Origin of the sequence: Pseudomonas sp. 14A, from assembly GCF_018132745.1 — a bacterium.
GTDB classification, from domain to species: domain Bacteria; phylum Pseudomonadota; class Gammaproteobacteria; order Pseudomonadales; family Pseudomonadaceae; genus Aquipseudomonas; species Aquipseudomonas mercuritolerans.
On record NZ_JAGRQJ010000001.1, the window covers coordinates 292,059 to 316,321 of the forward strand.

Here is a 24,263-nt window from a genome sequence, read left to right on the forward strand (position 1 = left end):
ACTCGACAGCTCCTACAAGGACCGCTGTCGCGCTAGAACAGGCGTGCAAGCAGGGCGGTGACGGCGGTTTCGACGCGCAGGATGCGCTCGCCCAGTTGCACCGGTTGCAGGCCGGATTTGGCCAGCAGATCGATTTCGTAGGGAATCCAGCCACCCTCGGGGCCGATGGCCAGGGTCACCGGTTCGCTCAGGGCGCGCGGGCAGGGCGGGAAGTTGCCGGGGTGGCCGACCAGGCCTAGTGTGCCCTCGGCGATCGCCGGCAAGCGATCTTCAACAAAAGGCTTGAAGCGCTTTTCGATGACGATCTCTGGCAGCACCGTATCGCGAGCCTGTTCGAGGCCAAGAATCAACTGCTCACGAATCGCTTCCGGCTCCAGAAACGGCGTCTGCCAGAAGCTTTTTTCGACGCGATAGCTGTTGACCAGAATCACCTTGGCCACACCCATGGTCGCGACGGTCTGGAACACGCGGCGGAGCATTTTCGGCCGGGGCAGGGCCAGCACCAGGGTCAGCGGCAGTTTGGCCGGCGGCGGCTGATCGAGGTTGACGCGCAGCTCCGCTTCGCCGGCTTCCAGACGCAGCAACTCGGCCGAACCCATCAACTCGTTGATGCGCCCCACACGCAGGCTGTCGCCGACTTCCGAACGATGCACTTCCTGCATGTGCGTAAGGCGCCGGTCGCGCAGGATCACGCGGTCGGCCGCAATGAAGTCGGCCTCTTCGAGCAGCAGCAGGTTCATGCCTGGGTCGCTGGCGGCTGGTCGTTGTGGTCGTCGGCCGGCGTTTCGTCCGGGCGTTCGCGCTTGCTGACCAGCGCGCCGAAGAGAATGCCGATCTCGAACAGCATCCACATCGGCACAGCCAGCAGGGTCTGCGAGAAGATGTCCGGCGGGGTGAGGATCATGCCGACCACGAAGCAGCCGATGATCACGTACGGGCGAATCTTCTTCAGGTATTTGACGTCGACCACGCCGATCCACACCAGCAACACCACCGCCACCGGAATCTCGAACGCCACGCCGAAGGCGAAGAACAGCGTCATGACGAAATCGAGGTAGCTGGCGATGTCGGTCATCATTTCCACGCCCGCCGGGGTGGCAGCGGCGAAGAACTTGAAGATCAGCGGAAAAACGAAGTAATAGGCGAACGCCATGCCGATGTAGAACAGCAGAATGCTGGAGATCAGCAGCGGCACCGCGACGCGTTTTTCATGCTTGTACAGGCCTGGCGCGATAAAGCCCCAGATCTGATGCAGGATCACCGGAATCGCGAGGAACAGCGAAACCATCATCGTCAGCTTCAGCGGCGTCAGGAACGGCGACGACACGTCTGTGGCGATCATCGTCGCGCCGACCGGCAGGTACTGGCGCAGCGGCGTCGAGACGAAGGTGTAGATCTGCTGGGTAAACGCAAACAGCCCGGCAAAGATAATGAAGATCGCCGCCACGCAACGCAGCAGGCGGGTGCGCAACTCGGTGAGGTGCGAAACCAGCGGCATGTGCTGGTCGTTTTCCGGAAGATCGCTCATGGGGCTCGCGGCGGCAGTGTAGGGTCTTGAGGCGCTGGTGTAGTCGGCGCGGCGGAGGGCGCTACGTGTTCAACCGATGTGTCTGTGGTAACCGGCGCCGGTCCTGGCGGTGTTACAACAGGTGCAGGTGCAGGTGCAGGTGCAGGTGCAGGTGCAGGTGCAGTGGGAGCGGCAGCGCTGTGAATCGTCTGCTCGCCCACAGGCTCGACCGGCTTCGGCTCCTGCTGGTTCGGATTGAAAATCTTCCGCGCCTCTTGCTCCAGCGACAGAATATGTTCGTTGTGCAGTTGCCGACGGATCTCGTCGGCACCGATTTCACGTTCAACTTCCTGTTTGATGGCGTTGAAGCTGCGCTTCAGACGGCCGACCCACAGACCGGCGGTGCGCGCAGCGCCCGGCAGACGCTCGGGGCCGAGCACCAGCAGGGCGACGAGGCCGACGAGCAGCAGTTCAGAGAAGCTGATACCAAACATTAGTCAGTGCTCACACGTCTTTGCGAATCGGCTCTTCGACTTTCTGCGCCTGCACGTCGATGGTGTGCGGCGGGTTGGCCTGAGCGGTGGTCTGCGGCTGCACCGGTGGCACAGGCTGGGCCGGCGGGGTCACGTTTGGTTCGGCCGGTTTTTCATCGTCGTTCATGGCTTTGCGAAAGCCCTTGATCGACTCGCCAACGTCGGTGCCGAGGTTTTTCAGTTTCTTGGTACCGAATACCAGCACCACGACAATCAGAATGACGACCCAGTGTTTCCAGTCAAAAATGCCCATGTGGCGATTCCTCTCTAAAAGTTGTTCAGGCGGACGGACGCGAGGCTTTCTCGACGTGTCCGGACAGGCCGAAGCGACGGTCCAGTTCATCCAGCACGGCCTGCGGATGCTGCCCCAGTTGGGCGAGCATGACCATGCTGTGGAACCACAGGTCGGCGGTCTCGTAGATCACATCACTGCAATCGCCGCTGATGGCGGCATCCTTGGCGGCAATAATGGTTTCGACCGACTCTTCGCCGACTTTCTCCAGAATCTTGTTCAGCCCCTTGTGATACAGGCTGGCGACATACGAGCTGTCGGCGGCTGCGCCTTTGCGCTCTTCGAGCACTTCGGCCAGACGGGTGAGGGTGTCACTCATGTGTGTGTCCTGCGGAATAGATAGCGTGCGGATCTTTCAGTACCGGGTCGACCGTTTTCCAGTCGCCGTTTTCGAAGACCCGGTAAAAGCAGCTTTGACGGCCGGTGTGGCAGGCGATGTCGCCGATCTGTTCAACCATCAGAATGATCACGTCGGCGTCACAGTCCAGGCGCATCTCATGCAGGGTCTGCACATGGCTGGACTCTTCGCCCTTGCGCCACAGCTTGCCACGGGAACGTGACCAGTAGATTGCACGATTCTCCGCAGCGGTCAGTTCGAGCGCTTCGCGGTTCATCCAGGCCATCATCAATACGCGCCCGGTCTTGTGATCCTGGGCAATCGCCGGCACCAGGCCGTCAGCATCCCACTTGATCTCGTCCAGCCAGTTTTTCATCTTCAATTCCTGAAAAGCAGCTTCGAGTTTCAAGCTTCAAGCTGCAAGTAAAAGCAGGTTGCGGTGTTCCGGTGTCGTCAAGCTTGCAGCTGGCAGCTTATAACTTGCAGCTGATTCGTGCTATCGGCGAACGACCAGATACAAACCGACCGCGATCATGATTCCGGCGGGCCAGTGCGACCACTCGGTCAACGGACCACCCGCTGCGAGGATCGCGCCGCCGGCCAGATGCGCGCAGCCGAGCAGGCGCAGGAACCAGTCGTCCTTGCGTTTGCGCCACGGCGGCGGTGGGTCTTTGGCGTGAGGTTGCGACATGCGTTCGAGCAGATCGCGAGCCATGTTCGACAGGTGCGGAATCTGCTCCAGCTGGCTCTGCACGTTGCCCAGCAAGGCTTTCGGGCTGACGCGTTCGCGCATCCAGCGCTCGAGAAACGGCTGCGCGGTGTTCCACAGATCCAGATCCGGATACAGCTGACGACCGAGGCCTTCGATGTTCAGCAGGGTCTTCTGCAACAGCACCAGTTGCGGCTGCACTTCCATGTTGAAACGGCGAGCGGTCTGGAACAGACGCATCAGCACCTGGCCAAATGAAATATCTTTTAACGGTTTTTCGAAGATCGGTTCGCACACCGTACGGATCGCCGCTTCGAATTCGTTGAGTTTGGTTTCCGCCGGCACCCAGCCCGAATCGATGTGCAACTGCGCCACACGGCGGTAGTCGCGCTTGAAGAACGCGAACAGGTTGCGTGCCAGATAATCCTGGTCTTCCGGGGTCAGGCTGCCGACGATGCCGCAGTCGATCGCAATGTACTGCGGGCTCCACGGATTGACCGTGCTGACGAAGATGTTGCCCGGGTGCATGTCGGCGTGGAAGAAACTGTCGCGGAACACCTGAGTGAAGAAAATCTCCACGCCGCGCTCGGCGAGCATTTTCATGTCGGTGCGCTGGTCGGCGAGGGTCGCCAGGTCGGTGACCTGAATCCCGTAGATGCGCTCCATCACCAGCACTTTCGGCCGGCACCAGTCCCAATAGACTTGCGGTACATAAAGCAGCTGCGAGCCTTCGAAGTTGCGGCGCAACTGGCTGGCGTTGGCCGCCTCGCGCAACAGATCGAGTTCGTCGTAAATGGTCTTTTCGTAATCCTGCACCACGTCGACCGGGTGCAGCAGGCGCGCATCAGCGGAGAATTTTTCCGCCGCGCGGGCGAGGATGAACAGCCATGCCAGATCCTGCGCGATGATCGGCTTCAGACCCGGGCGAATGACCTTCACCACCACTTCTTCGCCGCTTTTGAGCTGCGCCGCATGCACCTGCGCTACCGAGGCCGAGGCCAGCGGTGCGACGTCGAAACGGCTGAACACTTCGCTGATTTTCTTGCCCAGCTGTTCTTCGATCAGCTTGATCGACACCTGCGAATCGAACGGCGGCACGCGGTCCTGCAGCAGCATCAGCTCATCGGCGATGTCTTCCGGCAACAGGTCGCGGCGGGTCGAAAGGATCTGCCCGAACTTGATGAAGATCGGCCCCAGATCCTGCAACGCCAGACGCAAGCGCGCGCCACGGTTGAGCTCCAGCGGCTTGCGCGGCAGCCAGCGCCACGGCAGCAAAAAGCGCACGGCCAGAAGGAACCAGGGCAGTGGCAGATCGAAGAGCAGGTCATCGAGGCGGTAGCGGATCACGACGCGCTGGATGCGCAACAGACGGCGGACGGCAAGCAGCTTCATGCGTTATCGCTTGGGTCGAGGGATCGGGAAAGGCGCTCGAAACGCGCCTCGAGTCGTTCCAGATCAAGTTTGATCCGGTCCAGTTCGCTGAACCGCGCTTCCGCTTCGCGTTGCCCGACAAGGGTGCGCGATTCTTCGGCGAGGTATTCGGCAAGATTCTGGTTGAGGCTGGCAAATCCTTGTTGATACCAGCGCGCGCGGCTGCGCAGATGGCCGCCGAGCAATTGCGTGGCGACCGGCCCGAGCCAGCGCGAGAGTTCGTACTCCCAGTCCAGCTCAAGATCCTGCAGCACGCCGGCCAGTTCCAGCAACACACCGCTGTCGCCATCGAGCTCGACTTCCGGTGCGTGCAGCACGGCGGTCTTGTCTTTGCTCAGGGCCAGTTTCACCAGGCTCGAGGCCGGTGCACGCAACGTGCAATCGACGTCCGCTGCCCACTGCGCAGCCAGCATCAGGCCTTCGTCGCTGGGCAGGATGAACAGTTGCAGCCCCGGGCTGCGGCAGTCGACGGCAATCACCTTGCCGGTCAAATGCGCCAGGCGCGGCAGCGCCGTGCTGTCGAGACGCAGCACCCGGTTGAGGCCGAGTTCGACGCTGGCGAGCAGCCCGGTGAGCAACATCAGGGTTTGATGCCGCGGTGCAGGGCGACGATGCCTGCGGTCATGTTGTGATAGGTCACGCGGTCGAAACCGGCCTCGACCATCATCGACTTCAGGGTTTCCTGATTCGGGTGCATGCGGATCGACTCGGCCAGGTAGCGATAGCTTTCCGAATCGTTGGTGATCAGCTTGCCCATCAGCGGCATGAAGGCGAACGAGTAGGCGTCGTAGGCTTTCGACATCAGCGCGTTGGTCGGCTTGGAGAATTCCAGTACCAGCAGGCGTCCGCCGGGCTTGAGCACGCGCAGCATCGAACGCAGCGCGTCCTCTTTGTGCGTCACGTTGCGCAGGCCGAAGGCGATGGTCACGCAGTCGAAATGGTTGTCCGGGAACGGCAGTTTTTCCGCGTCGGCCTGGACGAATTCGACGTTGCCGGCAACGCCCAGATCGAGCAGACGATCACGGCCGACCTTGAGCATCGACTCGTTGATGTCGGCCAGCACGACCTGGCCGGTCGGGCCGACGAGGTTCGAGAACTTGCGGGTCAGGTCGCCGGTGCCACCGGCGATGTCGAGCACGCGGTTGCCGCTGCGCACGCCGGAAAGCTCGATCGCGAAACGCTTCCACAGACGGTGCATGCCGCCCGACAGAAGGTCGTTCATCAGGTCGTATTTCGCGGCTACGGAATGGAAAACCTCAGCGACTTTTTCCGCTTTCTGGCTTTCCGGAACGTTTTTGAAGCCGAAGTGAGTGGTGGGTTCGGCATCGCTGCCTTTGCGCTGATCAGTCATATCGCTGTCACCAAAAGAGAATGCGCGACATTCTAATCCCCAAGCCATGCTTTGTCTTGGAATGGCTAAAGGTAAGATGGGCAACCTTCGGGACGATTTGCCGCAGATGCGGTCAAGATTCAACGTCAGCCATTCAATCATCAGGAGTCATTCCATGGCCAAAATCAGTGTTGAGCGCGCCCACACCCTGGGCAAGGACGCCGCCCGCGAAAAGGCCGACAAACTGGCCAAAAAGCTCAATGAACAATACGGCCTGGAGCCGCAATGGTCGGGCGACACCCTGAACCTCAAGCGCTCGGGCGTGAAAGGCGAAGTGCATGTGGCGGACGACTCGATCAGGGTCGACGTCGAACTGGGCCTGATGATGTCGGCCATGAGCGGCATGATCAAAGCCGAGATAGAGAAGGCCCTCGACAAAGCCCTGGCCTGATTTCCAGATTGAAATCCAGTCCCCTGTGGGAGCGAGCCTGCTCGCGAAAGCGGTCTTTCAGTCAAATTATCCGTGACTGACAAACCGCATTCGCGAGCAGGCTCGCTCCCACATTTGTTTTGTGTTGCTCCCGCTGGTTAGGGTGCCCTTTCTAATTTTTCTGCCTACTTTGTGCTTGAGCCCGACACTCGTCCGGCAGTTCCTCAAACCTTCTGCGCGTGAGGTGCACCATGGCCAAAGTCATTTTGAAGAAAAAAATCGACGCTCCGACTTCCACTCTGAGCGACGTCAAATCCTATGCCCGCAAGATCTGGCTGGCAGGCCTGGGCGCCTACACCAAGGTCGGCCAGGAGGGCAGCGAGTACTTTCAGGAGCTCGTGGCCGCCGGTCAAACCGTTGAAAAGAAAGGCAAAAAGGCCGTCAGCGAAAAACTCCTCGCGGCCAACGCCGAGATCGACGACGCGGCCACGCAGGTCAGCTCGTTCAAGGGTCGCGTTGAAGTTCAGCTCGACAAGGTCGAGAAGGCCTTCGACAACCGTGTGGCCAGCGCCTTGAATCGGATCGGCATTCCGTCTAAACATGACGTTGAGGCACTCTCTGCTAAGCTCGATGAGCTGACGGCATTGCTCGAACGCGTCGCGCGAAAATCTTAAGGAGAACGGGATGGCTGGCAAAAAGAACACCGATAAAGAAAGCAGCTCGTGGGTCGGGAAGGTCGAGTCCTACTCCCGCAAAATCTGGCTGGCTGGTTTAGGCGTGTACTCGAAGATCGACACTGACGGCAGCAAACTCTTCGATGCATTGGTCAAAGACGGCGAGAAAGCCGAGAAGCTCACCAAGACTGCCGTCGGCAAGAAAGTCGAGGACTCGACCTCCTCGGCCAAGTCGCGCATCAGCGGCGTGAAAGACCGCGCCATGGGCAAGTGGGACGAGCTGGAAGGCGCGTTCGACAAGCGCCTGAACAGCGCGATTTCGCGCCTGGGTGTGCCGAGCCGCAATGAGGTCAAGGCGCTCAACGCCAAGGTCGACACGCTGACCAAGCAGATCGAAAAACTCACCGGTCTGAAAGCTCAGCCTGTGGCGGCGAAAACCGCTGCGGCGAAACCTGCCACTAAAACTGCAGCGGCCAAACCTGCGGCGAAAACCGCAGCCAAGCCACTGGCCAAAGCGGCGGCAAAACCTGTGGCGAAAGCTGCGGCCAAAACGGCAGCCGCCAAGCCTGCGGCCAAAGCGGCAGCCAAACCGGTTGCCGCCAAGGCCGCTGCGAAACCGGCAACCAAAGCGGCAGCAAAACCTGCGGCTAAAGCTGCAGCGAAACCAGCGGCTAAAGCTGCAGCGAAACCAGCGGCCAAGCCAGCAGCGAAAACTGCTGCTGCCAAACCCGCTGCGAAGCCTGCGGCCAAACCGGCTGCGGCGAAAAAGCCTGCAGTGAAAAAACCGGCCGCGCCGAAAGCCGCTGCGCCGAAACCGGCCGCCGCACCATCGACTGCTCCAACAGCTCCGGCCAACGCGGCAAACTCCGCTGCGGCGCCTACGGCAGCCGCTACTCCGACTGCAGCATCGACACCGTCGACGCCATCCAGTCAGTCCTGATTGCAGGGCAAATCAAAAACGCCCGGCCTGTGAAGGTCGGGCGTTTTTTTGAAGATCAAAAGATCGCAGCCTTCGGCAGCTCCTACAAGGGAACGCATTTCAAATGTAGGAGCTGCCGAAGGCTGCGATCTTTTGATTTTGGGTCAGTCGTGATCCTCAAGGTATTGCAGCGCCATTCGCTCTGTCGCCACCTTCACCGGCGGCAACAAATGCGGCGCCACCAGCATCATGATCTGATAAACCACCAACCTGACCTCACCCTCACGATCCAGAATCCGCTGGTAATCCAGCGAGAACAGCAGCGTCATGGTCACCTGCTCGACCAGTTGCCCCAAGGCTTGGGTATCGCTGACCAGTTGCCCCGAAGCCTTCAGACGCGCCAACAGAGAGGCCAGAGTTCTCTTCAATGCATTGAGCAGATTGCGAATTCCCTTGGCCAGTTTCGGCAAACGGCCGGCGAGGTTCGACAGGTCCTGGAACAGGAACCGGTACTGCGCCAGTCGCTCGACGATCAAATGCAAGAACAGCCAGTAATCCTCCGGTGCCAGTTCCACCTCCGGTGGCGGGTCGAGCAGGGGTGCGAGTTCGTGCTGGAAGCGTTCGAACAGGCCGAGAATCAGCGGTTCCTTACCGTGGAAGTGGTAGTAGAGATTGCCGGGGCTGATCCCCATTTCGTTGGCCACCTCCATGGTGGAAACGTTCGGTTCGCCCTTTTCGTTGAACAGTTGCAGCGCACATTCGAGAATCCGGTCGCGGGTTTTCATCCAGTCTTCTTAGAAAATTTCGGTTGAGCGTCAGCGCACATGCACATAGGTGCCGGGTGCCGCTTCCATCGGTGGATAGTTCGGATTGCCGAGGGTGGTGCGAGTCTCATTCAGGGCGCCGGAGCGCTGCGCGACCCATTCCAGCCACTGCGGCCACCAGCTGCCGTCGACGTGTTTGGCATCGTAGTACCAGGCACGCGGGTCACTGCTCAGTCTGGCGTTTTCGACGTAGGCAGCTTTCGGATTGCTCGGCGGGTTGAGGATGCTCTGCACGTGGCCGCTGTTGGACAGCACGAAACGTCGCTCGCCACCGAGCAGCAGGGTCGAGCGATACACCGCGTCCCACGGCGTGATGTGGTCGTTCATGCCGGCGACGCTGAAGCTGTCGACATTGACCTTCTGCAGATCGATCGGCGTACCGCACACCTCGAGACCGCCAGCGTGGATCAGCGGGTTGTGCTTGAAGAAGTCCAGCAGATCGCCGTGCAGCGCCGCCGGCAGGCGCGTGTTGTCGTTGTTCCAGTAGAGGATGTCGAAGGCTGGCGGCTCCTTGCCCAGCAGGTAGTTGTTGACGAAATAGCTCCAGATCAAATCGTTGGGGCGCATCCAGGCGAAGACCTTAGCCATGTCGCGACCGTCGAGCACGCCTCGCTGGTACGAGCGACGCTTGGCCGCTTCCAGTGTTTGTTCATCGGCAAACAGCGTCGCTGGAGTTTCGATCTGGCTGTCGAGCAGACTGACCAGATAGGTCGCGCTGGCAACCCGGCGCAGTTGCCGTTTGGCCTGCAAGTGCCCTTGCAGGGCGGCGATGGTCAGGCCGCCGGCGCAGGCGCCCATCAGGTTGACTTCGCGGGCGCCGGTAATCGCCCGGCAGATATTCATCGCTTCTTCGACCGCTTCGACGTAACTCGACAAGCCCCACTCGCGATGGCGCACATCAGGATTGCGCCAACTGATCATGAAGGTCTGCAGGCTGTTTTTCAGGGCGTACTGGACGAAGCTGTTCTGCGGGCTCAGATCGAAAATGTAGTACTTGTTGATTTGCGGCGGCACCACCAGCAAGGGCTTGGCGTACTGCTTTTCGCTCATCGATTTGTACTGGATCAACTCGAACATTTCATTGCGAAACACCACAGCCCCAGTGGTAGTCGCTACGGTTTTGCCGACCTCGAACGCCTGCTTGGTCACTTGCCGTGGCAGGCCGTCGTTGTGCAACAGATCATCGAACAGATGGCTCAGGCCACGCACCAGACTCTGCCCGCCGGAATTGAACAGCTCCTTGACCGCCAGCGGATTGAGCAGGGTGTTGGAGGGCGCCACGGCGTCATTGAGCAGGGTGAAAGCGAAGTGCGCACGGGCACGATCTTCAGGGCTCATGTCGCCTTCATCGATCCAGCTCTTGACCTGTTTCTGCCAGGCCAGATACGCCTGCAGGCTGCGCCGGTAGAACGGGTTGAGGCTCCACGCCGGATCGGCGAAGCGGCTGTCTTGCGGATTGGTCGGGTGCAGGGTTTCGCCGAGCAGCACGCGCCCCAACTGTCCGCCAAGCTTCAGCGCATGCTTTGCGCTGTGCAACGGATTGCGCAAGCCGTGGGCGGCGACGCTGCGCAGTGTCGACAGCAGATCCCTGCCACGCAGACCGGCGATCGCACTTTGGGCGTTGATAAACACGGCGGGGCTGGGCACCACGCCCGTCGCTGGTTTTTCGCGCATGACTCAACACTCCTTCGTTTTCAGGGCAAAAACACACTCACCGAACCAGAACACCATAGACGCTGTTACCGGTTGCTGCCTGCGCGGCGTCCTGCCGCGCGCTTGATTTGAAAAGTGCTGCATAAAGCAGGCCGCCGCGATCAGCCGCCGAGCGGGGTCGGATGCGGGTGCATGACTGCGCGCAGACGCTCCTCTTCGAGAAACTTCATGATGATCGGCGCCACCGCTTCGGCGCGGGTAATCAGGAACAGATGGCCGTCATCGATGATGTGCAACTGCGCGTTGGGAATGCGCCAGGCGAGCATGCGCATGTTGATCAGCGGAATCAGTGGGTCGTCATCGCCGGCCAGCACCAGCGTCGGCTGATGGATCTTGTGCAGCCAGTGGATGCTGGTCCAGCCGAGGCCTGCGAACAGCTGCCAGTAGTAACCGAGCTTGCCCGCCGAGCGCACTTTCGCCGCATGGCTGGCAGCCAGCGTCGGATCGCGGCGGAACGAGCCGCCGTAGATCATCGGCGCGATGCGAATCACATGGGATGGCTGGATGTAGCGGCGCGGGCTGGCCATCATCCACAGTACTTTCGGTTTGCCGGGGACCATCACCGCACCGGCCGCGGTCGCCGCCAGTACCAGTTTCTTGCAGCGCTCGGGGTAGTCGTAGGCAAACTGCTGCGCCAGGGCGCCGCCCCACGAGACGCCGATCACATTGACCTGACCGTAGTCGAGATAGTCGAGCATCCGCGCCGTCAGTTTGGCCAGGCCGGGGAAGCGATACGGCCGGTTGGGCGTCGACGACCCGCCGACCCCGGGTACGTCGAAGGCGATCACTTCCAGATCCGGGTCGAGCGCTGCGACAAACGGAAACACCAGCTCCAGGTTGGCGCCGATGCCGTTGAAAATCAGCAGAGGCGTCAAATGAGGCTTGCCGGGACGCACCGCCGTGCGGAGGGTCTGGCCATCCAGATCGACGGTGCGGAATATGAACGGTTGCGGCATGGGTCAAACCCTTCGGGTCAGTTGGGAGCAGCTGCAAGCCGCAAGCTTCAAGCAGAACCCGCTCAGCTTGTCGCTCGCAGCTTGAAACTTGCCGCTATCTCTCATGTACGTAAGTGCCCGGCGAAGCCTCGCCTGCCGGGTACGCTTTGTTGCCCAGTTTCGTCGGGGCCTTTTTCAGGTTGCCCGAGCGTTCGGCCAGCCATGCCTGCCAGTACAGCCACCAGGAATCGGTATGTTTGGTCGAGTTTTCCTGCCAGTCATCGGCGGTCGGCGCCATCTCTTCGCCGGTCATGTAGCGCGACTTCGGATTGCCCGGCGGGTTGAGGATGCTCTGGATATGGCCGCTGCTCGACAGCACGAATTCGACTTTGCCGCCGAACAGCTGCGCCGACTTGTAGCAGGACTTCCACGGCGTGATGTGGTCGTTGGTGCCGGCCAGCGAGAAGATGTCGGCGGTGACCTGCTTGAGGTCGATCGGCGTGCCGCACACTTCCAGTGCATTGGGGCGGATCAGTGGATTGTTTTTGAACATCTCGATCAGGTCGCCGTGGAACGCAGCGGGCAGGCGAGTGGTGTCGTTGTTCCAGAACAGGATGTCGAACACCGGCGGCTCGTTGCCGAGCAGGTAGTTGTTGACCCAGTAGTTCCAGATCAGATCGTTGGGGCGCATCCAGGCGAAGACCTTGGCCATGTCTTTGCCTTCGAGCACGCCGGCCTGGTAGGAGTGGCGCTTGGCGGTCTCCAGGGTCTGCTCGTCGACGAACAGGGCGACGTCGCTGTCCAGGGTGGTGTCGAGCACGCTGACCAGCAGGGTGAGGGCGTTGACCTTGTTCTCGCCGAGCGCGGCGTAGTGTCCGAGCAGGGCGGTGCAGGTGATGCCGCCGGAGCAGGCGCCGAGCATGTTCACATCTTTGCTGCCGGTGATCGCGGTGACTACATCAACGGCCTCTTTCAGCGCTTCGATGTAAGTCGACAGGCCCCATTCGCGCTGGGCCTTGGTCGGATTGCGCCAACTGACGATGAAGGTCGGCACGTTGTTGCGCAGGCAGAAGCGCGCCAGGCTTTTGTCCGGGCTCAAGTCGAAAACGTAGAACTTGTTGATCTGCGGCGGCACGACCAGCAGCGGGCGCTCGTGGACCTGCTCGGTGATCGGCCGGTACTGGATCAGCTCCAGCACATCATTGCGAAACACCACAGCGCCTTCGGTGACGCCGAGGCTCTTGCCGACCTCGAACGCGCCCATGTTGACCTGGCTCGGCATGCCGCCGTTGTGCACAAGATCCTTGGCCAGATGCGAGAGGCCATCGAGCAGGCTTTTGCCGCCGGTTTCGAAAAAGCGTTTGACCGCCGCCGGGTTGGCCGCCGTGTTGGTCGGCGCCATGGCTTCGGTCATCAGGTTGATGACGAAATGTCCGCGAGCGATGTCTTTGGGGGACAGGCTGCTGTCATCAATCCAGGCATGCAATTCCTTGCGCCAGGCCAGGTAGGTTTGCAGATAGCGTTTGTACAGAGGGTTCTGGCTCCACGCCGGGTCGGCAAAGCGGCGGTCATCACCGGCCGGTTGCAGCGCGGATTTCCCCAGCAGCACGTTCTTCAGCTCGAGGCCGAAATGGGTCACGTGCCTGACGCTGTGAATCGGTTGTCTGATGGCCTGTTTCAGCACCATTCGAGCAGAGGCCAGCAGATCCTTTCCGCGCAGCCCGACGACGGGGTTAAGCCCCAGAGTATTTTCCGAGGCTTGGTACTTCAGGTCATCGTTATTCTTGTCACTCATCTACGACGCTCCATTGTCCTGAGACGAGTACCCGGTTTCACGCTGTCGCTTCCACAGCCAATGCCGGGTACTACTGCTCGGGTGACCGTTGATTCTGCATAGCTGCTTTACAGTCGTAGAGCACTGCAGGGAACTTGCCAGCTCCATTGGTTACCCGAGTTTAATTTTTTTCGCAAGCGGCCGATCCGGGGCCGTATGCGCGGAGCATTCAAACAGATGAAGTTAGAAAATGCCCTCTAAAGAGCGAGAGCCACGGCCTAGAGCATCAGCTTGACGAACGACTCGTTCGGATCGCGGGATTTCCCGGCAGCGCGCAGCTCCGCAAGATAATCGTCCCAGAGTTCGTTCTGGCGTTTGCCAAGTTCGTAGAGGTATTCCCAAGTGAACAGGCCACTGTCGTGACCGTCGTCGAAGGTCAGTTTCAGTGCATAGTTGCCAGCCGGTTCCAGCTTGCTCAGACCCACGTTGAGCTTGCCGAATTGCAGGATCGGTTTGCCGTGGCCCTGGACCTCGGCGGAGGGAGAGTGCACGCGCAGAAACTCGGCGGGCAGAGTGTATTCCTCGCCGGACGCATATTTGAGCGTCAGGGTTTTCGAGGCTTTGTGCAGTTTGATGTCGGTGGGAATCATGAAAAACAGCCTTTAGCTGCAAGCTACAAGTTGCAAGCTTAACTCAGCTTGCCGCTTGTAGCTTGTAGCTTGCCGTTCTACAGAATGTAGCGGGACAGATCTTCGTTCTGCGCCAATTCGCCGAGGTGGCTGTTGACGTAGTCGGCGTCGATCAGAATCGCCTTGTCATCGTGGGCGCTGGCCAGGTCGCCGGCGCTGAACGACACCTCTTCGAGCAGACGCTCGAGCAGGGTATGCAGACGACGGGCACCGATGTTCTCGGTCTTCTCGTTGACCTGCCAGGCGATCTCCGCCAGACGCTTGATGCCCTCGGGCTGGAACTGGATGTTCAGGCCTTCGGTCTTCAGCAGCGCGCAGTATTGCTCGGTGAGCGAGGCGTGCGGTTCGCTGAGGATGCGTTCGAAGTCTTCCGGGCTCAGCGCCTTGAGCTCGACGCGGATCGGCAGACGGCCTTGCAGCTCCGGCACCAGATCGCTTGGCTTGCTCAGGTGGAACGCACCGGAGGCGATGAACAGGATGTGGTCGGTCTTGACCATGCCCAGCTTGGTGTTGACGGTGCAGCCTTCGATCAGCGGCAGCAGGTCGCGCTGTACGCCTTCGCGGGAGACATCGGCGCCGCCGACATTGCCGCGCTTGGCGACCTTGTCGATCTCGTCGATGAAGACGATACCGTGCTGCTCGACCGCTTCCAGCGCCTTGGCCTTCAGTTCTTCTTCGTTCACCAGACGCCCGGCTTCTTCATCGCGCACCAGTTTCAGCGCTTCCTTGACCTTGAGCTTGCGCGACTTCTTCTTGCCCTTGCCCATGTTGGCAAACAGCGATTGCAGCTGGTTGGTCATCTCTTCCATGCCCGGCGGCGTGGCGATCTCGATGCCGGAGACTTCGGCGACTTCGATTTCGATTTCCTTGTCGTCCAACTGGCCTTCGCGCAGACGCTTGCGGAACAGCTGACGCGTGTTGGAATCGGAGCTCGGCGCTTCTTCGTTGCTGAAGCCCATGCGTGCCGGCGGCAGCAACGCGTCGAGGATGCGATCCTCGGCGGCGTCTTCGGCGCGGTGGCGTACGCGGGTCATTTCCTGCTCGCGGAGCATCTTGATCGCGGCATCGGCCAGGTCACGGATGATCGACTCGACGTCACGGCCGACATAACCGACTTCGGTGAATTTGGTCGCTTCGACCTTGATGAACGGCGCATTGGCCAGTTTCGCCAGGCGACGGGCGATCTCGGTTTTACCGACACCGGTCGGGCCGATCATCAGGATGTTCTTCGGGGTCACCTCAACGCGCAGCTCTTCAGGCAGCTGCATGCGGCGCCAGCGGTTGCGCAGGGCAATCGCGACGGCGCGCTTGGCATCGTCCTGGCCGATGATATGGCGGTTGAGTTCGTGGACGATTTCGCGGGGAGTCATGGACATAGTAATTGACGGTCCTCAAGCAGAAACAAGCCGTGGCACATGGGCCGCAACAGGCTTATTCAGCGAGATCCTGCTCCTCAATGGTCTGGGTGTGGTTGGTGAATACACAGATGTCGCCAGCGATGCCGAGAGCGGTTTCGACGATCTCGCGCGCCGACAGGTCGGTCTTTTTCAGCAGGGCGCTGGCGGCGGCTTGCGCGTAGGCGCCGCCGGAACCCATGGCGATCAGGCCATCTTCAGGTTCGACCACGTCACCGTTGCCGGTGATGATCAGCGAAGCATCCTTGTTGGCAACCGCGAGCATCGCTTCGAGGCGGCTCAGGGAGCGGTCGGTGCGCCATTCCTTGGCGAGTTCGACGGCGGCGCGGATCAGGTGGCCCTGATGTTTTTCGAGCTGGCCTTCGAAGCGTTCGAACAGGGTGAAGGCGTCGGCGGTGGCACCGGCGAAACCGGCGATGACCTGGCCGTGGTACAGGCGACGGACCTTTTTGGCGTTGCCTTTCATCACGGTGTTGCCGAGAGAAACCTGGCCGTCGCCGCCCATGACGACTTTGCCGTGGCGGCGGACTGAAACGATGGTGGTCAAGGGAAGAGTCTCCACGCAGCGGGGCGAAAATGCCTTATGCCCATTCATATGGGGGTGCTGGAGGGGATTTCAACTGTAGCGCGGGAGAGGAGACGAGCGGTGATCAACTGTAGGAGCTGCCGAAGGCTGCGATCTTTTGATCCTGATCTGAAAGCAAAATCAAAAGATCGCAGCCTGCGGCAGCTCCTACAGGGGATTTGCGTTACCTGTGGGAGCGGTTGTCTACGTAAAGTCAGCGGCTCTGGCGTTGTTGTAACAACAGGTTGCTGAAGCCGGCGCCGGCCAGTTGTTTCTGCGCCGTGGTCAGTTGTTCACGGTTGCTGAACGGGCCGACCAAGACGCGGTACCAGGTTTCATCCTTGACCGTGCCGGACTCCACCGCGACGGCTTGGCCGAGCAGAATGATCTGCGCACGCACCTTGTCAGCATCGGTTTCCTTGCGGAACGAACCGGCCTGGAGGAAGAACTTGGTCACTGGCGCGGCCTTGCTCACGGGTGGCGCTGGCGGCGGCGTGATCCCGGCAAGAGCCGCTTGAGCCCGTGCGGTGTCGATCTTCGCCGCTTCGGCCGGGGTTACCGGCGTGGTCGGGATGGCCGGCACTTGCGGCGTTGGCAGGGTCTTCTCCGGCACCGCGTCCGGCGGCACGATCACTTCCGATTCCGGCAGCAGGGTGTAGAAGTCGTACTTCGGCTTCACCGGTTGCGTCGGGCTCGGTGGAGTCTTGTTGGCCTCGGCGATCTTCGACGCTTTCTGCTGCTGTTCGACTTTCTCGCGCTTGACCGTGTCGCTGCCCTTGCCCGGTTCCAGTTTCATCAGAAACACGATGAACGCGCCGACGGTCAGGCCGATGGCCATCCACAGCCAGCCCGGAATCGGTTGTTTCGCCGGGGCCTGATAGCGGCTGGCGCCGCGTTTGGGTGCAGGTTTTTTCTTGGCAGCCAACTTACATACGCTCCAGAGTTTCCAGACCCAACAGCTCCAGGCCTTGCTTGAGGGTGCGACCGGTCAGTGCGGCCAGACGCAGACGACTCTGCATCTGCACCGGGGTGTCGGCGGCGAGGATCGGGCAGTTCTCGTAGAAGCTGGAGAACAGGCCGGCGACGTCGTACAGGTAGGTGCAGAGAATGTGCGGCGTGCCTTTTTCAGCGACGTTGTTCAGCACTTCGCCGAACTGCGCCAGCTTCGCCGCCAGCTCTTGCTCGTGCGCCGCTTCGAGGACGATCTGGCCGTCGACTTCGCTGAAGTCCTTGCCCAGTTTACGGAACACACCGGCCACGCGGGTGTAGGCGTACAGCAGATACGGCGCGGTGTTGCCTTCGAAATTGAGCATCAGGTCGAAGTTGAAGCTGTAGTCGCTGGTGCGATGCTTGGACAGGTCGGCGTATTTCACCGCGCCGATGCCGACGACCTTGGCGATGTTGCGCAACTCGTCTTCGGCCAGGGTCGGGTTCTTCTCTTTCACCAGGTTGTAGGCGCGTTCCTGGGCTTCGGTGAGCAGGTCGATCAGCTTCACGGTGCCGCCATCACGGGTCTTGAACGGACGGCCATCGGCGCCGTTCATGGTGCCGAAACCCATGTGTTCCATTTCCATCGGATGGGTGACGAAACCGGCCTTGCGCGCCACCGCGAAGACCTGCTGAAAGTGCAGGGCCTGGCGCTGGTCGACGAAATACAACGCGCGATCAGCCTTGAGCTTGCCGCTGCGGTAGCGCACGGCCGCCAGGTCAGTGGTGGCGTACAGGTAACCGCCATCGGCCTTGACGATGATCACCGGCAGCGGATCGCCATCGGCGTTCTTGAACTCGTCGAGGAACACGCACTGGGCGCCGTTGCTCTCGACCAGCATGCCGGCAGCCTTGAGATCGTTGACCACATTGATCAGGTCATCGTTATAGGCACTTTCGCCCATGACGTCGGCCATGGTCAGTTTGACGTTGAGCAGTTCGTAGATCTTCTGGCAGTGCGACAGCGAGATGTCCTTGAACTTGGTCCACAGCGCCAGGCATTCAGCGTCGCCAGCCTGCAACTTGACCACCAGGCCACGGGCGCGGTCGGCGAATTCTTCGGACTCGTCGAAACGCTGCTTGGCCGCACGGTAGAAGTTTTCCAGATCGGACAATTCGTCGCTGGTGATCGGGTTTTCCTGCAGATAAGCCATCAACATGCCGAACTGAGTGCCCCAGTCGCCAACGTGGTTCTGGCGGATCACCTCGTCGCCGAGGAACTCAAGAACGCGGGCCACGCCGTCGCCGATGATCGTCGAGCGCAAGTGGCCGACGTGCATCTCTTTGGCCAGGTTCGGCGCCGACAGATCGACCACGGTGCGCTGCGCCGGGCCGGCCTTGCGCACGCCGACACGGGCGTCGGCCAGCGCGGCGTCGAGGCGCGAGGCCAGGGCCTGGGTGTTCTGGAAGAAATTGATGAAGCCCGGGCCGGCGATTTCGGCCTTGGTGACGTTCTCGTCAGCGGGCAGGGCGGCGATGATTTTCTCCGCCAGATCGCGCGGCTTCATGCCGGCCGGCTTGGCCAGCATCATGGCGATGTTGCTGGCGAAGTCGCCGTGGGTCTTGTCGCGGGCGTTCTCCACCTGAATCGCCGGCGTCAGGCCTTCAGGCAACACACCTTCGTTGACGAGTTGGGTGAGGGCTTGCTGGATCAGCTGGCGAATGGTGTCTTTCATGGTCTTCTCTTTCGACCGCAAGCGCGGCGGGCGCATCGATGCGCGGGTGGAAAAACTGGGCATTATCCGTTGCGAAGACGGGCTTGCCAACCTTAGCAGGCAGGATGTGGATATGTGGTGACAAAAAGTCCGCTTTCGCGAGCAGGCTCGCTCCCACAAGGTTTTGCGCAGGACCCACAAGGTATGTACGGCGCTGATCCACTGTGGGAGCGAGCCTGCTCGCGAAAGCGATCTTCAGCTCAATACAGATCCACCGGATCAACATCCAGCGACCAGCGCACGGCCCGCCCGCTCGGCATCTGCTCCAGCACCAGCATCCAGCTGGCCAGCAAGCGGTGCAGCGGTGCCCGCGCAGTCGCCTGCAACAACAGCTGCGCGCGATAACGCCCGGCGCGGCGCTCCATCGGTGCCGGCACCGGCCCGAGCAATTCGATGCCGCTCAGATTCAATTCGGCCAGCAGGCGTTCGGCCTCGCTGCACGCTTCATCGAGAAAGCCTTCCGCCTGCCCCGGCTTGTGCGCTTCGGCACGCAACAGTGCCAGATGGGCGAACGGCGGCAACCCGGCCGCGCGGCGTTCGCTCAAGGCTTGTTCGGCGAAGGCGAAATAACCCTGCTCGGTCAGTTGCACCAATAAAGGGTGGTCGGCGAGGTGCGTCTGGATGATCACCTTGCCCGGCTCCTCCGCCCGGCCGGCGCGCCCGGCGACCTGCACGATCAGTTGCGCCATGCGCTCGCTGGCGCGGAAGTCGCCGGAGAACAGGCCGCCGTCGGCATCCAGAATCGATACCAGCGTCACCCGTGGGAAGTGGTGCCCTTTGGCCAACATCTGCGTGCCGACCAGAATGCACGGCTGGCCTTTCTGGATCGTCGCGAACAACTGATTCATCGCGTCCTTGCGCGAGGTGCTGTCGCGATCGACGCGCAGTACCGGGTAATCCGGGAACAGAATCGCCAAGCGTTCTTCGGCGCGTTCAGTACCGGCACCGACCGGGCGCAGATCGACCTTGCTGCATTTCGGGCATTGGCGCGGTGTGCGCTCGACGTTGCCGCAGTGGTGACAGCGCAACTCGCCGTAACGCTGGTGCACGGTCATGCGCGCATCGCAACGCGAACACTCGGACATCCAGCCGCAATCGTGGCAGAGCAGGGTCGGGGCAAAGCCGCGCCGGTTGAGGAACACCAGCACCTGCTGGCCGTTGGCGAGGGTCTGACCGATGGCTTGCTGCATCGGCCCGGAAATACCGCTGTCGAGCGGACGGCTTTTCACGTCCAGACGCAGGAATCGCGGTTGCTTGGCGCCGCCGGCGCGCTCGTTCAGGCGCAGCAGGCCGTAGCGGCCGGTGTAAGCGTTGTGCAGACTTTCCAGCGACGGCGTGGCGGAGCCGAGCACGATCGGGATGTTTTCCTGCCGCGCGCGTACCAGCGCCAGATCGCGAGCGTGGTAGCGCAGACCTTCCTGCTGTTTATAGGAGCCGTCGTGTTCTTCATCGATGATGATCAGCCCGGGATTTTTCATTGGCGTGAACAGCGCCGAGCGGGTGCCGATAATAATGTCGGCCTCGCCATCACGGGCGGCGAGCCAGGCTTCCAGGCGTTCGCGATCATTTACCGCCGAGTGCAGCAGGGCGATCCGCGCGTTGAAGCGCTGTTCGAAACGCGCCAGGGTCTGCGGGCCGAGGTTGATCTCCGGAATCAGTACCAGGGCCTGTTTGCCGGCTTCGAGGGTTTCGCGGATCAGTTGCAGATAGACTTCGGTCTTGCCGCTGCCAGTGACACCAGCCAAGAGAAAAGCGTGATAACTGTCGAAGCCGGCGCGAATCGCTTCATACGCCGCACGCTGTTCACTGTTGAGCGGCAGCTCCGGTTGCGCCAGCCAGTGTTCATGGCGAACGCCGGGGGCATGGCGGCGGATTTCGACCTGCACCAGCCCCTTGGCCAGCAGCAGATCGAGGCTGTCCTTGCTGAGCATCAGTTTGCTCAACAACTGATGGGCGACGCCGTGGGGATGCTGGGCCAGCGTGGTCAGCGCCTCGCGCTGGCGTGGCGCGCGGGCCACTCGCGGGTCGTCAACGCTGGCGCCGGGGGCAATCGACCAGAAGCGTTCCTGGCGGGCTTCGGCCAGCTCGCCCTGACGCAGCAGCACTGGCAAGGCCCAGTTCAAAGTGTCGCCGAGGCTGTGTTGGTAATACTGCGCGGTCCACAGGCACAGCTTGAACAGCGCTGGCGGCAGCGGCGAAGTCGTGTCGAGCAGGGCCAGCGCCGGCTTGAGTTTTTCTGCCGGCACTTCGCTGGTGTCGGTGATCTCGACCAGAATGCCGATCATCTCGCGCCGGCCGAACGGCACCCGCAGGCGCATGCCTGGCTGCAATTGCTCACGCCGCACCCCGGCCGGCGCCCGGTAATCGAACAGGCGGCGCAGAGGCGAAGGCAGGGCAAGGCGCAGAATGGCGTCGGGCACGCGGGGGGATCTCTATAAACGCAAAAGAAGGGTTGAACGCAGATCAATTGTGGGAGCGAGCTTGCTCGCGAAGGCGGTGTATCAGACGCTTGGACATTGACTGACACAACGCATTCGCGAGCAAGCTCGCTCCCACAGGGGAATGCGTTCAAGGTCGGGAGCCTAGCAGACGGTCGGTCTCGGTGACAGCTTGCGCGATTGAAAAGGTCTGGTAGAATCCGCGGCCTAATTACGTGCGGTATTCAACAATAGTGTTGGGTGGCGGCACGCTAGCCTGAGGAAGACACCATGAAAGCCGAAATCCATCCGAACTACCCGGAAATCGCTGTTACCTGCAGCTGCGGTAACAAGTTCGAAACTCGTTCGACCTACGGCAAAGCCCTGGCGATCGACGTTTGCAACGAATGCCACCCGTTCTATACCGGTAAGCAGAAGACTCTGGACACCGGCGGCCGTGTGCAGAAGTTCGCAGACCGTTTCGCTACTTTCGGCGTCGGCAAAAAAGCCTGAGGCTGATCATTTTGGATGGTCGTTTCGACTGCTCCAGACTGATGAAAAAGGCGTCCCTTGCGGGCGCCTTTTTTGTGTCTGCGATTTGGCTGTCCGCCGCCCAGGCCTTCTGCCCGGCACCCGCAGGGCTGACCAGCGTTTCCGTGCAGCGAGTGGTCGATGGCGACACCCTGCGCCTGAGCGATGGCCGCAGCGTGCGCTTGATCGGCCTCAATACGCCGGAGCTGGGCAAGCAGGGCCGCAGCGACGAGCCCTTCGCCGTGGCAGCGCGCAAACGCCTGCAAGCGCTGGTCGATGACAGCGGCGGCCGGGTCGGTCTGCGACCCGGCAAGCAGGCGAAAGACCATTACGGGCGTACGCTGGCGCATGTTTACAGTGTCAGCGGTGCCAATCTCGAAGCGCAGATGCTTGCCGCTGGCCTGGGTTTTCAGGTCGCGGTGGCGCCGAACGTCGATCTGGTCGCCTGCCAACAGGCCGCCGAACGCAGCGCGCGACAGGCCGGACTTGGTCTCTGGCGGCAATCGCCGGTCCAGAAAGCGCAGCAGATCCAGCGTTCGGGCTTCGCCGTAGTCAGCGGTCGGGTGAGCAAGGTGCTGTGCAATCGCGGCGGAATCTGGATCGAGTTGCAGGACACGCTTGTATTGCGGGTTGCACCCAATCTGGTCGGACAATTTGACAGTGCTGGTTTGCAAGCATTGAAAGGCAGGCAGATCGAGGCGCGTGGCTGGGTGGTTGACCGATCACGGCGCGGTGGTTTGCAAAAAGGTCAGGCGCGCTGGTTGCTGCCGTTGACCGATCCTTCGATGCTGCACGTACAGCGCTGAAGAAAAATTGTAGACATTTTTACGGCTTATTGTGAACAGTCCAGCCCTTGTGCGCCGTGGCTCTTGGCCCAAAGTCGTAGGGCAGGGCGCTTGACAGCGGTGACTGCCCAGTCTTGTGGGGACTTTGCGAGGCGCGTATCCTCGCTGACCAGTCTGTCCAACAGTAAAAAAGCGGAATGCCAAAATGTCTGATCTGAAAACTGCCGCTCTCGAATACCACGCCAATCCTCGTCCGGGGAAGCTGAGTGTCGAGCTCACCAAGGCCACTGCTACCGCCCGCGACCTGTCGCTGGCCTACAGCCCCGGCGTAGCTGAACCAGTGCGCGAGATCGCTCGCGATCCTGAACTGGCCTACAAATACACCGGCAAGGGCAACCTGGTGGCAGTCATTTCCGACGGCACCGCGATTCTCGGCCTGGGCAACCTCGGCCCACTGGCTTCCAAGCCTGTAATGGAAGGCAAAGGCGTGCTGTTCAAGCGTTTCGCCGGCATCGACGTATTCGACATCGAAGTCGACTCGGAAAGCCCGCAGGCCTTCATCGACACCGTCAAGCGCATCTCCATCACCTTCGGTGGCATCAACCTGGAAGACATCAAGGCGCCAGAGTGCTTTGAGATCGAACGCGCTCTGATCGAGCAGTGCGATATTCCGGTGTTCCACGATGACCAGCACGGCACCGCGATCGTGACCGCTGCGGGCATGATCAACGCCCTGGAAATCGCTGGCAAAACCCTGCCGGAAGCGAAGATTGTCTGCCTCGGCGCCGGTGCTGCCGCCATCTCCTGCATGAAACTGCTGGTGAGCATGGGTGCTCGCATCGAAAACATCTTCATGGTTGACCGTACCGGCGTGATCCACTCCGGCCGTGACGACCTGAACCAGTACAAAGCCGTATTCGCTCACGCCACCGAGAAGCGCACACTGGCAGACGCACTGGCAGGCGCTGACGTATTCGTCGGTCTGTCCGGTCCGAACCTGCTGAGCGCCGAAGGCCTGCTGTCGATGGCGGCCAACCCGATCGTCTTCGCCTGCTCCAACCCGGATCCGGAAATCTCCCCGGAACTGGCGCACGCCACCCGTAGCGACGTGATCATGGCCACCGGCCGTTCGGACTACCCGAACCAGGTCAACAACGTGCTGGGCTTCCCGTTCATCTTCCGTGGTGCCCTGGACGTTCGCGCCAAGCGCATCAACGAAGAAATGAAAGTCGCCGCCGCCAACGCCCTGCGCGAACTGGCCAAACTGCCTGTTCCACAGGACGTGTGCGATGCCTACGGCGGTGCTCCGCTGGAATTCGGCCGTGAGTACATCATTCCGAAACCAATGGACAAGCGCCTGATCACCCTGATCTCCGACGCCGTGGCCAAGGCTGCGATCGAGACCGGCGTGGCCACCCTGCCGTATCCGAAGAACTACCCGCTGAAAAGCGTGGATGACGTGTTCAACGGCTAAGTCGTTGTAGCGCTTCAAACAAAAGCCCCGGCTCGCGAGAGTCGGGGTTTTTTTTGCCTGAAGATCAAGAGCCCCTCACCCTAACCCTCTCCCAGATGGAGAGGGGACTGATTGGGGGACTGATTGGGGGACGCTTGGGAGCTACGCCGACCTGAATGTATGGTTTTGAATCCATAATCGACACCACACTTTCAGGTCGGTGTTTGACCCCAGACAACTCGGTAAGTCCCTTCTCCCTCTGGGAGAGGGTTAGGGTGAGGGGCTTTTGATCTTCGGG

The 24,263-nt window shown here is 61.0% G+C and carries 26 protein-coding genes; 7 read left to right on the forward strand and 19 right to left on the reverse strand.

What is annotated here, in order from left to right; all coding sequences use genetic code 11:
• Nucleotides 1-32 precede the first annotated feature (32 nt).
• The 9 genes from PS14A_RS01185 to ubiE all read right to left on the reverse strand — a co-directional run bounded on the left by PS14A_RS01185 (nt 33) and on the right by ubiE (nt 6,160).
• The gene (locus PS14A_RS01185) at nt 33-740 is read right to left on the reverse strand and encodes a 16S rRNA (uracil(1498)-N(3))-methyltransferase (protein ID WP_130911789.1); all 708 of its coding nucleotides are present in this window, start codon (nt 738-740) and stop codon (nt 33-35) included.
• Entirely contained in the window at nt 737-1,528 is a 792-nt protein-coding gene (tatC, locus tag PS14A_RS01190; protein ID WP_016772075.1) for a twin-arginine translocase subunit TatC, read from the reverse strand. The genes PS14A_RS01185 and tatC overlap by 4 nt, the downstream gene beginning before the upstream one ends.
• Nucleotides 1,525-2,001: a Sec-independent protein translocase protein TatB gene (gene tatB / locus PS14A_RS01195; RefSeq protein ID WP_212615099.1), complete on the reverse strand. Its 477-nt coding sequence runs from the start codon at nt 1,999-2,001 to the stop codon at nt 1,525-1,527. The genes tatC and tatB overlap by 4 nt, the downstream gene beginning before the upstream one ends.
• Before the next feature lie 10 nt (nt 2,002-2,011).
• The gene (locus PS14A_RS01200) at nt 2,012-2,293 is read right to left on the reverse strand and encodes a twin-arginine translocase TatA/TatE family subunit (RefSeq protein ID WP_073471591.1); all 282 of its coding nucleotides are present in this window, start codon (nt 2,291-2,293) and stop codon (nt 2,012-2,014) included.
• A gap of 25 nt (nt 2,294-2,318) precedes the next feature.
• Nucleotides 2,319-2,651: a phosphoribosyl-ATP diphosphatase gene (locus PS14A_RS01205; RefSeq protein ID WP_007909355.1), complete on the reverse strand. Its 333-nt coding sequence runs from the start codon at nt 2,649-2,651 to the stop codon at nt 2,319-2,321.
• Complete coding sequence (gene hisI / locus PS14A_RS01210; protein WP_212615100.1) at nt 2,644-3,045, reverse strand: phosphoribosyl-AMP cyclohydrolase; 402 nt, start codon at nt 3,043-3,045, stop codon at nt 2,644-2,646. The genes PS14A_RS01205 and hisI overlap by 8 nt, the downstream gene beginning before the upstream one ends.
• A gap of 120 nt (nt 3,046-3,165) precedes the next feature.
• Nucleotides 3,166-4,770, reverse strand: coding sequence for a ubiquinone biosynthesis regulatory protein kinase UbiB (gene ubiB, locus PS14A_RS01215; RefSeq protein ID WP_130911787.1), 1,605 nt, complete (start codon nt 4,768-4,770; stop codon nt 3,166-3,168).
• Entirely contained in the window at nt 4,767-5,390 is a 624-nt protein-coding gene (locus PS14A_RS01220) for an SCP2 domain-containing protein (RefSeq protein WP_212615101.1), read from the reverse strand. Before PS14A_RS01220 ends, ubiB begins: the two co-directional genes overlap by 4 nt.
• Nucleotides 5,390-6,160 (reverse strand): bifunctional demethylmenaquinone methyltransferase/2-methoxy-6-polyprenyl-1,4-benzoquinol methylase UbiE, encoded by a 771-nt coding sequence (ubiE, locus tag PS14A_RS01225; protein WP_016772069.1) that lies wholly within the window; start codon nt 6,158-6,160, stop codon nt 5,390-5,392. The genes PS14A_RS01220 and ubiE overlap by 1 nt, the downstream gene beginning before the upstream one ends.
• Nucleotides 6,161-6,314: 154 nt before the next feature.
• Between ubiE and PS14A_RS01230 the strand changes: the two genes are divergently transcribed.
• The 3 genes from PS14A_RS01230 (at nt 6,315) to PS14A_RS01240 (ending at nt 8,183) form a co-directional block, all read left to right on the forward strand.
• Entirely contained in the window at nt 6,315-6,590 is a 276-nt protein-coding gene (locus tag PS14A_RS01230) for a polyhydroxyalkanoic acid system family protein (RefSeq protein WP_016772068.1), read from the forward strand.
• Nucleotides 6,591-6,820: 230 nt separating this feature from the next.
• Nucleotides 6,821-7,243 (forward strand): phasin family protein, encoded by a 423-nt coding sequence (locus tag PS14A_RS01235; protein ID WP_016772067.1) that lies wholly within the window; start codon nt 6,821-6,823, stop codon nt 7,241-7,243.
• Between the two features lie 10 nt (nt 7,244-7,253).
• Nucleotides 7,254-8,183 (forward strand): phasin family protein, encoded by a 930-nt coding sequence (locus PS14A_RS01240; RefSeq protein WP_212615102.1) that lies wholly within the window; start codon nt 7,254-7,256, stop codon nt 8,181-8,183.
• A 143-nt stretch (nt 8,184-8,326) separates the two neighbouring features.
• On the opposite strand, the gene PS14A_RS01245 is transcribed toward PS14A_RS01240, so the two are convergent.
• The 9 genes from PS14A_RS01245 to argS all read right to left on the reverse strand — a co-directional run bounded on the left by PS14A_RS01245 (nt 8,327) and on the right by argS (nt 18,740).
• Complete coding sequence (locus PS14A_RS01245; RefSeq protein ID WP_212615103.1) at nt 8,327-8,947, reverse strand: TetR/AcrR family transcriptional regulator; 621 nt, start codon at nt 8,945-8,947, stop codon at nt 8,327-8,329.
• A 30-nt stretch (nt 8,948-8,977) separates the two neighbouring features.
• Nucleotides 8,978-10,660 (reverse strand): class II poly(R)-hydroxyalkanoic acid synthase, encoded by a 1,683-nt coding sequence (phaC, locus tag PS14A_RS01250; protein WP_212615104.1) that lies wholly within the window; start codon nt 10,658-10,660, stop codon nt 8,978-8,980.
• A gap of 140 nt (nt 10,661-10,800) precedes the next feature.
• Nucleotides 10,801-11,655 carry a poly(3-hydroxyalkanoate) depolymerase gene (gene phaZ, locus PS14A_RS01255; protein WP_016772063.1) on the reverse strand — a complete coding sequence of 285 codons (855 nt, stop codon included), beginning with the start codon at nt 11,653-11,655 and terminating at the stop codon, nt 10,801-10,803.
• A gap of 94 nt (nt 11,656-11,749) precedes the next feature.
• Nucleotides 11,750-13,429, reverse strand: coding sequence for a class II poly(R)-hydroxyalkanoic acid synthase (phaC, locus tag PS14A_RS01260; RefSeq protein ID WP_212615105.1), 1,680 nt, complete (start codon nt 13,427-13,429; stop codon nt 11,750-11,752).
• 257 nt (nt 13,430-13,686) lie between these two features.
• The gene (locus PS14A_RS01265) at nt 13,687-14,058 is read right to left on the reverse strand and encodes a DUF971 domain-containing protein (protein ID WP_137215136.1); all 372 of its coding nucleotides are present in this window, start codon (nt 14,056-14,058) and stop codon (nt 13,687-13,689) included.
• A 77-nt stretch (nt 14,059-14,135) separates the two neighbouring features.
• Nucleotides 14,136-15,473 (reverse strand): ATP-dependent protease ATPase subunit HslU, encoded by a 1,338-nt coding sequence (gene hslU, locus PS14A_RS01270; RefSeq protein ID WP_016772060.1) that lies wholly within the window; start codon nt 15,471-15,473, stop codon nt 14,136-14,138.
• Between the two features lie 55 nt (nt 15,474-15,528).
• Nucleotides 15,529-16,059 (reverse strand): ATP-dependent protease subunit HslV, encoded by a 531-nt coding sequence (hslV, locus tag PS14A_RS01275; RefSeq protein WP_007968352.1) that lies wholly within the window; start codon nt 16,057-16,059, stop codon nt 15,529-15,531.
• 232 nt (nt 16,060-16,291) lie between these two features.
• Complete coding sequence (locus PS14A_RS01280; protein WP_016772059.1) at nt 16,292-17,002, reverse strand: SPOR domain-containing protein; 711 nt, start codon at nt 17,000-17,002, stop codon at nt 16,292-16,294.
• Nucleotide 17,003: 1 nt separating this feature from the next.
• Nucleotides 17,004-18,740 carry an arginine--tRNA ligase gene (gene argS, locus PS14A_RS01285; protein WP_212615106.1) on the reverse strand — a complete coding sequence of 579 codons (1,737 nt, stop codon included), beginning with the start codon at nt 18,738-18,740 and terminating at the stop codon, nt 17,004-17,006.
• On the opposite strand from argS, the gene PS14A_RS26710 reads away from it, so the two are divergent.
• A complete protein-coding gene (locus PS14A_RS26710; RefSeq protein WP_016772057.1) occupies nt 18,739-18,861 on the forward strand; it encodes a hypothetical protein in 123 nt (40 codons plus the stop codon). The genes argS and PS14A_RS26710 overlap by 2 nt on opposite strands.
• A 118-nt stretch (nt 18,862-18,979) precedes the next feature.
• Here the strand turns inward: PS14A_RS26710 and PS14A_RS01290 are convergent, their stop codons facing one another.
• Nucleotides 18,980-21,199, reverse strand: coding sequence for a primosomal protein N' (locus tag PS14A_RS01290; RefSeq protein ID WP_122699853.1), 2,220 nt, complete (start codon nt 21,197-21,199; stop codon nt 18,980-18,982).
• A gap of 288 nt (nt 21,200-21,487) precedes the next feature.
• Here PS14A_RS01290 and rpmE point away from each other — a divergent pair, with 288 nt between their 5' ends.
• The 3 genes from rpmE to PS14A_RS01305 all read left to right on the forward strand — a co-directional run bounded on the left by rpmE (nt 21,488) and on the right by PS14A_RS01305 (nt 23,986).
• Nucleotides 21,488-21,709 carry a 50S ribosomal protein L31 gene (rpmE, locus tag PS14A_RS01295; protein ID WP_016772055.1) on the forward strand — a complete coding sequence of 74 codons (222 nt, stop codon included), beginning with the start codon at nt 21,488-21,490 and terminating at the stop codon, nt 21,707-21,709.
• Between the two features lie 41 nt (nt 21,710-21,750).
• Nucleotides 21,751-22,533, forward strand: coding sequence for a thermonuclease family protein (locus PS14A_RS01300; RefSeq protein WP_212615107.1), 783 nt, complete (start codon nt 21,751-21,753; stop codon nt 22,531-22,533).
• A 184-nt stretch (nt 22,534-22,717) separates the two neighbouring features.
• Nucleotides 22,718-23,986, forward strand: coding sequence for a malic enzyme-like NAD(P)-binding protein (locus PS14A_RS01305; RefSeq protein ID WP_016772053.1), 1,269 nt, complete (start codon nt 22,718-22,720; stop codon nt 23,984-23,986).
• The last annotated feature ends 277 nt before the right edge of the window (nt 23,987-24,263 follow it).